Below are 13,679 nucleotides of genomic sequence, written 5' to 3' on the forward strand. Positions count from 1 at the left end.
TAATTGGCTAATTAGCAAAAAAGGCGGGATGACCCGCCTTTTTGTTATTTAGAAAAATACTTTTTTCAACTCGTCTAACTTGTCTAGCTTCTCCCAGGTAAACAGCTCTACATCTACCGTTTTCTTTTCTCCGGCTGGTGTAACAAATTCTTTGCTTACCACCTTTGACTCGCGGCCCATATGTCCATAAGCTGCGGTTTCACTGTAGATTGGGTTTCTTAATTTCAAATGCTTCTCTATTAAACCTGGACGTAGATCAAACACTGATTTTAACTTCTCAGCAATCTCACCGTCAGTTAAATTCACCTTAGAAGTACCGTAGGTATCGATGAATAATGAAGTTGGTTCTACCACTCCAATAGCATAAGAAACTTGCACTAAAACTTGGTCTGCAATTCCAGCAGCAACAATATTCTTTGCCATGTGGCGCGCCGCATAAGCAGCAGATCTATCTACTTTACTTGGATCTTTTCCAGAGAAAGCTCCACCACCGTGTGCTCCTTTTCCACCGTAAGTATCTACAATAATTTTTCTACCAGTTAAACCAGTATCTCCGTGAGGACCACCAATTACAAACTTTCCAGTTGGATTGATGTGATACTTAATGTTATCAGTAAATAATTTTTGAATTTCTGGATCTAACTTGGCTACCAACCTAGGAATTACGATTTCGATAATATCCTTTTTGATTTTTGCCAACATCTTTTGCTCATCCGCATCAAACTCATCATGCTGCGTAGAAACAACAATAGCATCTATTCTTACCGGCTTATGATCGTCAGTATACTCAATAGTCACCTGAGATTTAGCATCGGGTCTTAAATAGGTAATTTCATTGTTCTCTCTTCTAAATGCAGCGAGTTCCTGAAGAATCTTGTGAGATAAATCCAAAGCCAGCGGCATGTAGTTTTCGGTTTCGTTAGAAGCGAATCCAAACATCATTCCCTGATCTCCTGCTCCTTGCTCTTCTAGCTTACCGCGGTCTACCCCTCTATTGATATCGTCAGATTGCTCGTGAATTGCAGAGAAAACACCACAAGAATTAGCCTCGAACATATAATCGCTCTTGGTGTATCCTATTTTGGTAATTACATCACGTGCAATTTTCTGAACATCTAAATAAGTACTGGTTTTAACTTCTCCTGCCAATACTACCTGTCCAGTAGTTACTAGCGTTTCGCATGCTACCTTTGAGTATGGATCCCATGCTAAAAAGTTATCTAATAATGCGTCAGAGATCTGATCTGCAACTTTATCTGGATGCCCTTCTGAAACGGACTCCGAGGTAAATAAATAAGCCATCTACTTTGAAAAATTAATCTGGAAGGGGAGCTGAGAGTACTGCTTTTTAGCATTTTTTAATGTGGTTGCAATACGCGCAAATTTCTCCACCCAGAATGTTCGGCGCAAAACTAATACACTTATGTGATTGTGCAAATGTATTTTGCTGATTATTCGACAATTAATCTTTTGTTACGTCCTTAAATACTTCTTCTAAACTTCTTTTTTCCTTGTTAAGCCCTAAAACGGCTAGGTCTTTTTTAACGGCCAAATCGAACACAGATTTTCTTAAATCCATGCTGGCTTTGTATTCCAGCAACCACTGGTGATCTTTTAAGTGCTTGGCGGTTACTATACCCTCCAAGCTCAATAGATCTTTCTCTGCAATTGCACCTGAAAATTCAACAGATAATACCGCCGTATCTATTCCTTCCTCAACAATTTCATCCACCTGATTATCTGCCACAATATTTCCCTTGTTAATAATAATAACGCGGTTACATATCGCCTCTACTTCCTGCATAATATGGGTAGAAAGCATTACCGTTTTAGATGCACCAACACGCTTAATCAGGTCTCTAATTTCTATTATTTGATTGGGATCTAATCCACTGGTAGGTTCATCCAAAATAAGTACCTCTGGATCGTGAATAAGCGCCTGCGCTAAACCAACCCTTTGTCGATACCCTTTTGAAAGCGCCCCAATTTTCTTTTTCTGCTCCCGAGTTAAACCCACCTGGGCTATCATGTCTTCTACTCGAGCCTTTTTATTCTTAATCCCAAAAATATCCGCAACAAAATGCAGGTATTCCTTAACGTACATATCCAAATAAAGCGGATTGTGCTCTGGTAGATAACCCACCTTTTCTCTAACCAAAAGTGATTGTTCCTCAACATCCAATCCAACAATAGAAGCCTTTCCCTCGGTAGGAGGAATAAAACCGGTTAAGATCTTCATCATGGTACTCTTCCCTGCACCATTGGGTCCAAGAAATCCTACCACATCTCCCGTTTTAATTTCGAAAGACACTCCGTTTAACGCCTTCTGAATTCCGTATTCTTTGGTGATATTTTCAACAAGAATCGACATGTACTCTTTTAGTTTCGGGCGAAGTTAGAACAAAATCTACATCTTTACAGTCCTAGAATATTTGATGTGAGAGGACAGGTTTACAAGTCGACAGGAAGTTGGTATAAAGTTAAAGACGAAAAGGGGGAATTTTGGAATTGCCGAACCAAGGGAAAACTACGGTTGGCGGGGATAAAATCTACGAACCCCGTGGCCGTTGGTGATTTTATAGAGTTCGAAAAAGACGAAAATAGTCCGGAGCAAGAGGGAATTATTAAGGAAATTTATGACCGCAAAAATTACCTGCTACGTAAATCAACCAATCTTTCTAAGCAAACCCATGTTATTGCGGCAAATGTCGACCTGTTATTTTTGGTGGTTACCATAGATAATCCTCCAACCTCTTTTGGGTTTATCGATAGATTTTTGGTGATGGCTGAAGCTTTTAACGTTCCGGTTCATATTCTCATTAACAAATGGGATTTATACCAAAACGAATCGCTTGAGAAGGCCGAAGAATACGTGCAATTATATACTTCGGTTGGATACCCTGTTACTCGACTTTCGGTAGAGACTGGTGAGGGTATTGAGGAACTAAAAACGCTAATAAAAGATAAGTGCATTGTTTTTTCAGGACACTCAGGAGTTGGGAAGTCTTCGCTTCTTAAATTATTGGCTCCAGACCTGGATATCAGAATTGGCGACACCTCCTCTGTACACCAAAAAGGTAAGCACACCACCACCTTTGCCGAAATGTTCGACCTAGATTTTAATGCCAGAATTATTGACACCCCTGGAATAAAAGGATTTGGAATTACCCGTTTGGAGAAGGATGAAATTGCTTTATATTTTAAGGAAATGAAGGCGCTTTTAGACGACTGCAAATTCTACAACTGTAAGCACCTAAACGAACCCAATTGTGCGGTTAAGGAGGCGGTTGTAGACGGAGAAATAGCCGAAAGCAGATACTACTCCTACTTAAACATGATGGAGGACGACGAAAGCAATTTTAGATCGAATAAATACCACTAAAATGAGGGTTGTTTTACAGCGAGTTAACCATGCATCGGTACAGGTAAACGGAAAAGCGATAGGAGTAATCGCAAAAGGGCTTTTATTACTAGTGGGAATTGAAGATGCCGACACCATAGAAGATTTGGAATGGATGGCAAAAAAGGTGGCAGGAATGCGCATTTTTTCTGACGATGAAGGCAAAATGAATTTATCGGTTCAGGATATTTCCGGAGAGGTTTTGGTTGTAAGTCAGTTCACGCTGCATGCCTCTACCAAGAAGGGAAATAGACCAAGCTTTATCAAGGCAGGCAAACCCGATTTTGCGGCATCCATGATCTCAGATTTTCAGAACATCCTTAGTGTTAAGTACCAGCTTCCCATTCAAACTGGAGAATTTGGAGCCGATATGAAAGTGACCCTTGAAAACGACGGTCCCGTTACCATCGTAATTGATTCTAAAAACAAAGAGTAATGACCATTTCCGAAGCGCAAGAAAAGGTAGACCAATGGATTAAAACCGTTGGAGTTCGATATTTCAACGAACTCACTAACATGGCACAGCTTACAGAGGAAGTGGGTGAAGTGGCACGCATTATTGCACGTAGATACGGCGAACAAAGCGAAAAAGAATCCGATAAAAAGAAAGATCTCGGCCAAGAACTAGCTGATGTACTGTGGGTGCTAATTTGTTTGGCAAACCAAACAGGCGTGGATTTAGAAAAAGAATTGAAAACGAATTTTGAAAGGAAAACGTTACGAGATAGCGACCGACACCAACAAAATCCAAAATTGAAACAATGAAATTTAAAATAGCGATTGTATCTATATTGGTTTTAATCCTCGGATGTAAAAAGGAAAATCCAGTGGGTAACTGCGTGCAAAGCAACCTAGCCGCCCCAGTGGGTAATGAAAAAATGCTTCCCGATGAATTGCTAGTTTATCATCCATCCATTAGCACACCAGAAAACTTAGCCAGTACTTTAAAAGCCATACTTCCTGAATTAACCGTACTAAATAAATACAACTTAATGCCAGTCCTTCGGATTGCAGGTGGGGTTAACGAGTTGGAGCTACTTTCTAAAGCTCTTCCCGAATTGGTGGTGGAACCCGTACAGGCAATCTCCATTTTTCAATCTTGCTCCACTGCTCCTGTTGACCTCAACGAACAGGTAATTCCATGGGGAATATCTCGGGTAAGAGGAGGAGTAACCAGTCCGCGCAGAGCTTGGGTAGTGGATACGGGAATAGATCTAGACCATCCTGACTTAAATGTGAATGATAGCCTAAGCGCCAATTTTGTAGGATCTGCTGGTTTAATCGGTATTCCCATAGGAGTTTTTGCCAACGACGTAAATGGGCATGGAACTCATGTAGCGGGAACTATAGGAGCTAAAAACAACAGCTTTGGGGTTATTGGAATGGCGCCAGGCTGCGAATTGGTATCGGTTAAGGTACTTGATGATGATGGCAGAGGGAACTCAGGAGATCTAATGAATGGATTGGAATACATTAATGAAAATGGCGATCCGGGCGATGTAGTGAACTTAAGTTTAGGTGGAGCGAACAGCTTTCTGCTTAATCAAATGGTACAAACCCTTGGAAGTCGAGGTTTTTTAATTGCCATTGCTGCAGGCAACGACCGAGAAGACGCCAGTGGTACATCCCCAGCATCGGCTAATGGTGCCAATTTGTATACGGTTTCGGCTTTTTATAAGGGAGACAATTTTGCCTCCTTTTCCAACTTTGGCAATCCACCAATCGATGGGTCCTCGCCAGGAGTTGATATTCTATCTACCCTCCCCGATGGCAAATACGGGTACTCTTCTGGAACTTCGATGGCTGCTCCGCACATGGCGGGAGTGCTATTAATTTCGCAAGGCGAACATAACAATGGTGGGCAGGTGGATAATGATCCGGATGGTAATCCAGATCCCATTTTAATTGTAGGAGCTACGCCTTAAGGAGAACGTATTAGCGTTTAGCAGAGCACAGACCATTAGCTGTCATTAGCACAAAATCTAATGCCAAATTATAGTCGAGAGACTCATACTCTAACCCTATCTTTCTTAGGTTATTGTAATAATCCCTAAGGTGGGTGTAATAATTTTTCTCAAGCTGTATTCCTGTTGCTTTAGGACCCAATTTTTGGAGAAAAAACCACTTTTCTAGTAACCTAGCTGTTCTGCCATTACCATCTTGGAAAGGGTGGATTTTAACGAAAACTAGATGGATTAGTGGTGCATAGAAAAACACCTCTTCAATCGATAACTCAGCTGCTAGAAGAAGCTGGATATCCTTAAACAAAGTATCCATTTCGCTAGCTAGTTTCATTTGTGATGCCGCCACATAATCTATTCGGTCGTCATCGCCAATTACATACATTGGATTGTTTCGATAAACTCCTCTGTGGTTAAGGGGAAGAATATTAGAAGTAATCAGTTTATGGGCCTTTTTTAGATTTTCCTCATTTAATTCTGCATCGTCTATCATTTCGTAGGCACCATACAAATCATCAGCTCGCTGGGTGTAATCTGGATTAAAGCGTACGTTTAGAAATTTATGCTTAAAAAAGCTATCGAATTCAATATTTTCACCCTCAATTTTTGAAGAGTAAACCGAGGAAACTGACTTGTAAAACTGAAAATAATCGACGGGCATGTCAAACTCTTGGGCTTTTTCCAAGCATTTAACCAGATCGAAATTCATTACTTCCGAATAGCGTAAAAACAAGTCTTTTGGAAGTATGGATAGCTTCAGGTCTGACATACAGCAAAGATAGAGGAGAAATTCAGATGATTGCGCAGTCCAAAAGGAAACCATGGACCACTTTCAAAAGCAAAGGAGGCCAAATACAGTTTGTACTTGACCTCCGTTACTCCCTGATAAATTAATTTTAATTCGCGAAAATCATTCGCTGAACCCCGAAGGATTTACCTTCAATCTCCAAGCTATACAGGTAGGTTCCAACAGCACCATAACCATGGCGATACAACACCTCGTTATTTCCAAATTTAACTTCGGTTGCTAATTGCTTAACCACTTTTCCTTTTAAGTCCCTTATGGTAATAATGGCATCCTTCCCCTCCCATTGTGAGTCAGCCTCAAAAACAATGTAAGTAGCTTCGTCAAATGGATTGGGTCTATTTTGCTCCATTCTTATTCCAGCCGGAACATCAATATTTCCTCTAGCATCATCGATTCCAACGGGGGTAAACAGTCTTTCCTCGTTGCTAAACAAACTCTCTATCCCCATAGCATCTACTGCACAGGCACTAATAAAATGCTGAGGAGCTGTATCAATTCTTGGAATAGTATCTATAAGTTTGGTAGTCTCATAGATGGTATGAAAATCATGACCAAAGGCCCGAACACCAATTTTATAACTAGGGGCTTCCTCCGCAGGTGTAATGATTACCTCAAATGCATTTTCTAGTTTATTTACTTGGATACTTGGGCTTAATGGTCCGTTAGCCGCTGCAGCCGCCGAGGCTCCATTTATAACCCCATTTCTTGCCAAATAATTGAAATCCACAAAAAAGCTATCCACTTTAAGGTCTCCATCGGTATCCACTCCTAAAACATCCGATTCGGTGTGCTGACGATCAACATAGCCTGCATCAATAGACGCATCGCCGTGTTCATTGGCTGCACAATAACGAATAGCTGGATATCCTCGCTGGCGAAATGGGATGTGGTCTCCTCCTCTTCCACCTCTATCCTCAGGCGACATAATCCTAAGCTCCATTGGAACCGAAACGATAGGTAATAAATCGTCTTGGTACTGCATTTTGGCAAATCGCGCTAAGCCCTTACTTGGTGAATCGGTAGCTCCGTGAGAAAATATCCTAACAGAAGTAGAATCCACATCTCCTTCTCCAGTACAACCTGGAGGCGAGGCTGTTTTCCCGCATATAATTCCTCCTATTACATCGTTATTGAAAACGGCCCTTACATTAATGTTGTTTTGTTCGCAATATTCCGCAAAAGCAGCCGCGCCAAATAGTCCTTGCTCTTCGCCTATGGTAACCATGTACACAATGGTTCTTTTGGTTTTGTAGTTACCCATAACACGAGCTAACTCCATTACCAAAGCAGTTCCACTGGCATTGTCTTCAACACCTTCGGCATCACACTCTATGTCGCAAACCCCTTCGCATCGCGAATCAATATGCCCCTCCACCACGATAATGGACTTATCCGTTGTATCCGTTCCGGGCTGAACCGCAATAATATTTCTGTGCTGGGTAATGTCACATATCCGCTGATTAAACTGAAAATAAGCCGGAATTAAACGAGGCGAACTCGCCGTAAATGATTCAAACTTACCATGCACCCACCTTCGTGCAGCGCCTATTCCAATACTATCAGAAAGGGTGTCAGAACCTGTATTTCTGTTCTTAAAAGAAGCTAGCTTAATGATATATGCCTTTAAGCTATCTGGATTGATCTGGGAGTTGACCGTGGACGGAAACTCCGAGCTTAAAATTTCTAATCCTGCATTAAAATTTGCGGGATTGTAATTACCTGAGATTACATTCTCGGCTGTGGCATTAGTAATAACAAAGCCAGTTTGAGCCATAATACCTGTGGTTAACAGGAAAAATGACATAACAAGGGATAACTGCTTTTTCATGATAGCGATTTTTCAGGTTTAAATCTATAAAAGAGTACGGCACAATGGATTGTTCCTTTGGGGGATGTTTATAGGAAATTGAAATCCAAAGTTCACCTTGAATTGCTTCAAACAAAAAAGGGCCACTCAAAAAGAGTAGCCCTTATATTTTATCTAAGCTGGATTTTACTCCGCCATTTCTTTAGCGTGCTTTGCACACACTTTTACTTTTTCTTCTTTAAATGACTCTCTTGCATTTAATCCCAGTTTCGCAAAAAGTTTCATGTCTTCATTTTCCGCTGGGTTCGGTGTGGTAAGTAGCTTATCTCCTGCAAAGATAGAGTTGGCTCCAGCCATAAAACACATCGCTTGTCCCTCTTCTGTCATGGAAAGTCTTCCAGCAGAAAGTCTAACCATAGATTTTGGCATTAGAATTCTTGCGGTAGCAATCATTCTCACCATATCGAAAATATGTACATCTTCCTGGTCCTCTAATGGCGTACCTTCAACAGCGACAAGCTTGTTAATGGGCACAGATTCAGGCTGAGGATCCATATTTGCAAGGGTCTGTAACATCCCAATACGGTCGTTATCATCTTCCCCAAGGCCAATGATACCGCCAGAACAAATAGTTAATCCTGCCTTTCTAACATTTCCAAGGGTATCTAATCTATCATCGTACCCACGGGTCGAAATTATATCACCATACTTCTCTTCAGAAGTATCAAGATTGTGGTTGTATGCATACAGTCCGGCCTCTTTAAGTCGAGATGCTTGATGCTCGTTAATCATACCAAGGGTGGCACAAACTTCCAGCCCCATATCATTAACCTCTTTAACCATTTCAACTACCTTGTCGAAATCACGGTTATCTCTTACCTCGCGCCAAGCAGCACCCATACAAAAACGAGTAGAACCTGCGTCCTTTGCCTTTTGGGCATTGGCCAAAACCACGTTCTTATCCAATAGCTTATGTACGTTTACATCTGTACTATATCTAGCAGCCTGAGGACAATAAGCACAGTCTTCTGGGCATCCACCTGTTTTAATACTCAATAAAGTACATACTTGCACCTCATTTTCCATATGGTTGGCTCTGTGTACCTGTGCGGCATCGAATACCAAACTCAACAATGGTCTATTATAGATTTCCTCTATTTCTTGTCTAGTCCAATTCGTTCTAACTTCAGTCATATCCCGAACTTCTTTGTAATTGGCGAAAATAAACATTGCGATTAAAAGCTCGGCCTTTCAACCACGGAATCCTCGTTATTCTTCCAATTTTATCGATTAAAAATCCTTTTCAATTAAAAGGCTAATGGAGTTTCCTCCAAAACCAATGGCATTTACAATTGCCGACCTCAACTCCTGTTTTTTGGGTTTACCGGCTTTAATATAAGGTGGAAGAACAATTTCATTTTCTCTAAGCATCAACAATGCCATTTCAAGAGAAAAGCCACCAGAAGCACCAAAAGTGTGCCCTATTTTCCATTTATTATTGGTAACGGGTGGATGCGAACCACCAAAAACAGATCGTATGGCATTCATTTCAGATTGATCTCCCAGTATCGTACCTGGAGCATGACTTACAATAAAGTCTACCGTCCTTAACGATGCACTCTCCAAAGCCATCTGCATACTTTGCTGGCAGGCCAAACCATTTAAACTCACCCCGCTGGGTGATTTTACATTTTCTTTACTGATACCTATGGACCGGATTTTGAACTGGGAGTTTTGGTTTTTGCCTAATAAAACTCCAATCGCACCTTCTCCAAGAATCATGGTATTGTCTTCCTTAGTCTCATCTAGTGCCCGACAGGGAATCGCCTGCTGTACATCTGCATTACTATAAATTCCAAGGCTTTTCATTTGCTGAAAAGTAAAAGGAGTAAGAGCCGCTTCGGAGCCAACTACCAAAAATTGTTCAGCCATACCTGCATTTAACCAGGCCGCGGCATTTGCCACTCCATGAGAAAAAGTGGAGCAAGTAATACTGTGGGAAATTGCTATACCTGTAGAACCTATTTCTTGCGCTATAAAACTGGCAATATTTCCTGCCGTGGTCTGGGGAGATGTTTGTAATGGCACATCCCCGTTTTCTATAAATTGTTGAAACGACTCCTCTAATTTTCCGGTAGCACCCCTGCTAGATCCCGCATTAACACCCAGCTGGTCTGACAAGTGGTTTTTACCTTTTAAACGATTGGCGACAAAAGCCCCCAGCGCTATACTTCGGTCGAGCTTCTGATAATATTTTTTGGTTTCGGTAAATGCGGAAATTTCCCTTTCCTGTTTATCCCAAAGCTTTCCACACCACAGATTTAGGTGCTGCAAACGGTGAGTCGGGCTCTTGTAATGATCCCAAATTTCTGAAACGGAAGAACCCAAAGGAGAAATGGATTCCCACCCTAAAACATCAAGATCTACTCGCATTAAATTTTTTGAAGTGCGTTTTTAATCGATCCGTAAACCGTATCCAACTGCTCGTTTGAAATAATGTATGGAGGCATGATATAAACCGTATTTCCAAGCGGTCTTAATAACACTCCATCGGCGATAAAGCTCTTTTTAAGTTGCTCCTTTATATCTGAAAAATACCCCTCCGATTTATCTTGAACATCAAACGCCAAAATGGTTCCGCGCAACCTAATATTCTTAACCTTATTAAATTGGGTTAACTCCGGAATAAAGCCTTTGTGCTTATTTTCTATACGTTCCCAGTTCTTCTTAGTTTCTCCACCAGAAAGTATTTCAAGGGTTTTATTAGCCGCAGCACAACCTACAGGATTGGCAGTATAACTATGACCGTGATAAAAGACTTTATCTACCTGATCATTGTTAAAGGCCTCGGTAATTTTTTTATTGGCCAGTGTAAGACTCAGAGGCATAAAACCTCCTGTTAAACACTTAGAAACCGCCATTAAATCTGGTGCAATCTCGAGGTGGTCGGTGGCAAACATTTTACCTGTCCTACCAAAGCCGGTCATAACTTCATCGGCGATACAAATAGTTCCGTATGACTTAGCAATGTTCATCAACTCGGCCAAAAATTCTGGAGAATACATTTTCATACCACCCGCTCCCAGTACTAGGGGTTCAAAGATAAAAGCAGCTATATCCTTACTGGAAACTAATTCGGTAAAACCCTTTTTTAATTCCTCAAAATTCTCTTCAGTGGGAACTTCTATTTGATGAACTTGGAATACAAAATCTTCGAAAGGCTTAAAGAATGTCCCTTTTTGGCCAACAGCCATTGCTCCGAAGGTATCCCCGTGGTAGGCATCCTTAAAACTTACAATACCCTTTCTCGGAGACCCTAAATTTGAAAAGTACTGTATTGCCAATTTTAACGCTACCTCAACAGCAGTACTTCCATTATCAGAAAAGAAAACTTTATCAAATGGATGTTTGGCTATTTCCTTAATGGTTTTAGAAAGTTGGATGGCAGGCTCATGTGTAAATCCAGCAAAAATTACATGCTCTAAGGTTAGCATCTGCTTGTAAACAGCATCTGCAATTTCCTTATGTGCATGCCCCAAAGGATTCACCCACCAAGAAGAAATCGCATCGATAAGCCTAGCTCCATTGTCCAATTCCAGATAAACGCCTTCACCTTTGGTAACCACCGGAAGATTTCCATCGGATTTTAGAGGTGAAAAAGGATGCCAAACGTGTTTAAGATCCTCTGCCTTTAAATCTATCATAGCTCCTGCTGTAATATGGATGCTCTTACAATTTGTGCTTGCTCCTTAACAAAGGATGCATTTAATGGTTTTGCCCAAGGAATTCGGGCAATAATGGGCAACTTACCCATTTCTTCATAAGCCTGCTCAGAACCTTCATTCTGATCGCCCATAATAATTAGTCCGGCCACATCTATGCTTCTACTTTGAAGCGCGGCAATGGATAAAAGCGTATGATTTATACTTCCCAGATAATTTTTAACCACTAAAAATACCCTAGGGTTTAACTCTGTGATATAATCTAAATAGGTAAATCTGGTGGTAATGGGAACCATTAACCCTCCCGCACCCTCGATAACCAGGTTATTTTCTGTAGCGGGTGGATCTAGAAGTTCTCTATCTATCTCTACTTGCTCTAATTCGGCAGCTTTATGAGGCGACATAGCAAACTTTAGGCAGTAACCTTCTGGAAGAACTTTACCCTTATTTAGCGTGGCGTGTTTTTTTACAAAAATGCTATCACTATGCTCCAAATCTCCCGCCTGGACTGGCTTCCAGTAATCTGCATCTAAAGCGGTACACAGAATAGATGAAAAGACAGTTTTCCCTATACCTGTTCCAATTCCCGTTACAAATAATGGTTTATTGTGCATGTGCCTGTAATATTTTCTTTAGTGAATCTATTTCAGATTTGGTGTTGTAACTATGTATGATGACCCTAAACCCCTCCATTTGTTCTGGAACGGTAGGATAGCGTATTGGAAAGACCTGTATTTGAGCTTCTTCCAACGCCTTTTTTATACCATCATGCTTAATTCGGGGGCAAGGTACAAACTGTATTGCACTTAGGCTGTTTGCTTCTCGGTTATTGCCTTCCCCATGCCAATAAGCAAGGTTTAATTTCAAATTATCTCTTGCCTTATCTGCCTCAAACACCCGATCTATAGAATTTGCAACAGCTTCTGCAATAACCGGACTCGGAGCTGTTGTATATATGAAGCTTCGTGCAAAGTTGATTAGGTAATCTTTTAGTAGGTCCGAACCCGAAATAAAAGCTCCTTGAACCCCAAATGCCTTCCCCAATGGAAAAATGCGGGCGAAAAGGCTGGGATGTTCTTTATAAGCAAAAGAAATTCCTCTACCCTGTGCCCCCGTAATTCCAACGGAGTGCGCCTCATCCAAAATCAAAAATGCATGGTGCGTTTCACATAAATCTAAAAGTGCCGGTAAGTCTGGACCATCGCCGTGCATTGAGAAAATGCTTTCGGTAACCACATAGATGTTATTATACCCAGATTTACCCTTCAAAAGCTGTGCAAGGTGCTGTAAGTCGTTATGTTTAAACTTCAAACTTTGGGCACGAGAAAGCTGAAGACCATCTCTAATACTAGCGTGAGAAAACTCATCGAACAAGTAAAGATCCCCACGCTGACCAACGGCTTGCAACAAACCTATATTGGCTTGATAACCCGAGTTAAAATACAAAGATGGAGCACCAAAAAAGGAAGAGGCATTTTCCTCTAGTTCCTCGATTTTAGAATAATTACCCGTAAGTAACCGCGAACCTCCAGATCCTAGGAGCTGATTTCCCGAAAAATGGTTCTTAGCAATCCCCAAGTAATCATTCGAACAAAAGTCTACCCACCCTTTTTTAGGAGGGGACAAAGACCGCAGTAAACCGAGTTCGGTTCTTTCCTCTAGTCGCTTTCGAATATTTTCTGGAACTGCCATATAAAAAAAAACCCCGTTAGAAATATCCAACGGGGTTAATATACCTTGAAAAAATAATTACTCTGCGAGAATAATCACCTTGTTTTTCATTACCTCAACAACCCCTCCGTTAATTTCGAAAGTGTTCTTATCGGCGCCTGAAACCTCAACAATTCCCTTTTTCAGGGTAGAGATAAGAGGGGCGTGATTATCTAGTATTCCAAGCGATCCATCCACTGCAGGAACTACTACACTTTTGGCTTCGCCTTGGAATATTTTTTTCTCGGGAGAAATGATCTCGAGTAACATA

Annotated in this window: 14 protein-coding genes; 4 read left to right on the plus strand and 10 right to left on the minus strand. The window is 41.1% G+C overall.

What is annotated here, in order from left to right; genetic code table 11:
* Nucleotides 1–48: 48 nt before the first annotated feature.
* Both metK and gldA read right to left on the minus strand, forming a co-directional pair.
* Nucleotides 49–1,302: a methionine adenosyltransferase gene (metK, locus tag FRX97_RS06340; RefSeq protein WP_147014349.1), complete on the minus strand. Its 1,254-nt coding sequence runs from the start codon at nucleotides 1,300–1,302 to the stop codon at nucleotides 49–51.
* Nucleotides 1,303–1,462: 160 nt separating this feature from the next.
* Nucleotides 1,463–2,371: a gliding motility-associated ABC transporter ATP-binding subunit GldA gene (gene gldA, locus FRX97_RS06345; RefSeq protein ID WP_147014350.1), complete on the minus strand. Its 909-nt coding sequence runs from the start codon at nucleotides 2,369–2,371 to the stop codon at nucleotides 1,463–1,465.
* A 66-nt stretch (nucleotides 2,372–2,437) separates the two neighbouring features.
* Here gldA and rsgA point away from each other — a divergent pair, with 66 nt between their 5' ends.
* From rsgA to FRX97_RS06365, 4 genes are read left to right on the plus strand one after another with little or no spacing between them, the layout of a single operon-like run.
* Nucleotides 2,438–3,382, plus strand: a complete 945-nt coding sequence (gene rsgA / locus FRX97_RS06350; RefSeq protein WP_147014351.1) for a ribosome small subunit-dependent GTPase A — start codon at nucleotides 2,438–2,440, stop codon at nucleotides 3,380–3,382.
* A gap of 1 nt (nucleotide 3,383) precedes the next feature.
* Nucleotides 3,384–3,836: a D-aminoacyl-tRNA deacylase gene (gene dtd / locus FRX97_RS06355; protein ID WP_147014352.1), complete on the plus strand. Its 453-nt coding sequence runs from the start codon at nucleotides 3,384–3,386 to the stop codon at nucleotides 3,834–3,836.
* Nucleotides 3,836–4,165: a nucleotide pyrophosphohydrolase gene (locus FRX97_RS06360; protein WP_147014353.1), complete on the plus strand. Its 330-nt coding sequence runs from the start codon at nucleotides 3,836–3,838 to the stop codon at nucleotides 4,163–4,165. The genes dtd and FRX97_RS06360 overlap by 1 nt, the downstream gene beginning before the upstream one ends.
* Nucleotides 4,162–5,325: a S8 family serine peptidase gene (locus FRX97_RS06365; protein WP_147014354.1), complete on the plus strand. Its 1,164-nt coding sequence runs from the start codon at nucleotides 4,162–4,164 to the stop codon at nucleotides 5,323–5,325. The genes FRX97_RS06360 and FRX97_RS06365 overlap by 4 nt, the downstream gene beginning before the upstream one ends.
* A gap of 10 nt (nucleotides 5,326–5,335) precedes the next feature.
* On the opposite strand, the gene FRX97_RS06370 is transcribed toward FRX97_RS06365, so the two are convergent.
* The 8 genes from FRX97_RS06370 to atpC form a co-directional block, all read right to left on the minus strand.
* Nucleotides 5,336–6,130, minus strand: coding sequence for a Fic family protein (locus tag FRX97_RS06370; RefSeq protein WP_170227052.1), 795 nt, complete (start codon nucleotides 6,128–6,130; stop codon nucleotides 5,336–5,338).
* A 127-nt stretch (nucleotides 6,131–6,257) separates the two neighbouring features.
* The gene (locus tag FRX97_RS06375; RefSeq protein WP_147014356.1) at nucleotides 6,258–7,997 is read right to left on the minus strand and encodes a M28 family peptidase; all 1,740 of its coding nucleotides are present in this window, start codon (nucleotides 7,995–7,997) and stop codon (nucleotides 6,258–6,260) included.
* A 165-nt stretch (nucleotides 7,998–8,162) separates the two neighbouring features.
* Nucleotides 8,163–9,170, minus strand: a complete 1,008-nt coding sequence (gene bioB, locus FRX97_RS06380; protein WP_147014357.1) for a biotin synthase BioB — start codon at nucleotides 9,168–9,170, stop codon at nucleotides 8,163–8,165.
* A gap of 96 nt (nucleotides 9,171–9,266) precedes the next feature.
* A complete protein-coding gene (locus tag FRX97_RS06385) occupies nucleotides 9,267–10,409 on the minus strand; it encodes a beta-ketoacyl synthase N-terminal-like domain-containing protein (RefSeq protein ID WP_147014358.1) in 1,143 nt (380 codons plus the stop codon).
* Nucleotides 10,409–11,680, minus strand: a complete 1,272-nt coding sequence (gene bioA / locus FRX97_RS06390; protein ID WP_147014359.1) for an adenosylmethionine--8-amino-7-oxononanoate transaminase — start codon at nucleotides 11,678–11,680, stop codon at nucleotides 10,409–10,411. The genes FRX97_RS06385 and bioA overlap by 1 nt, the downstream gene beginning before the upstream one ends.
* Nucleotides 11,677–12,312 carry a dethiobiotin synthase gene (gene bioD / locus FRX97_RS06395; protein WP_147014360.1) on the minus strand — a complete coding sequence of 212 codons (636 nt, stop codon included), beginning with the start codon at nucleotides 12,310–12,312 and terminating at the stop codon, nucleotides 11,677–11,679. The genes bioA and bioD overlap by 4 nt, the downstream gene beginning before the upstream one ends.
* A complete protein-coding gene (locus tag FRX97_RS06400) occupies nucleotides 12,302–13,390 on the minus strand; it encodes an aminotransferase class I/II-fold pyridoxal phosphate-dependent enzyme (protein WP_147014361.1) in 1,089 nt (362 codons plus the stop codon). The genes bioD and FRX97_RS06400 overlap by 11 nt, the downstream gene beginning before the upstream one ends.
* A 57-nt stretch (nucleotides 13,391–13,447) precedes the next feature.
* Nucleotides 13,448–13,678, minus strand: coding sequence for an ATP synthase F1 subunit epsilon (gene atpC, locus FRX97_RS06405; RefSeq protein ID WP_147014362.1), 231 nt, complete (start codon nucleotides 13,676–13,678; stop codon nucleotides 13,448–13,450).
* Between the last annotated feature and the right edge of the window lies 1 nt (nucleotide 13,679).

This window comes from Luteibaculum oceani (assembly GCF_007995015.1).
Taxonomy (GTDB): domain Bacteria; phylum Bacteroidota; class Bacteroidia; order Flavobacteriales_D; family Luteibaculaceae; genus Luteibaculum; species Luteibaculum oceani.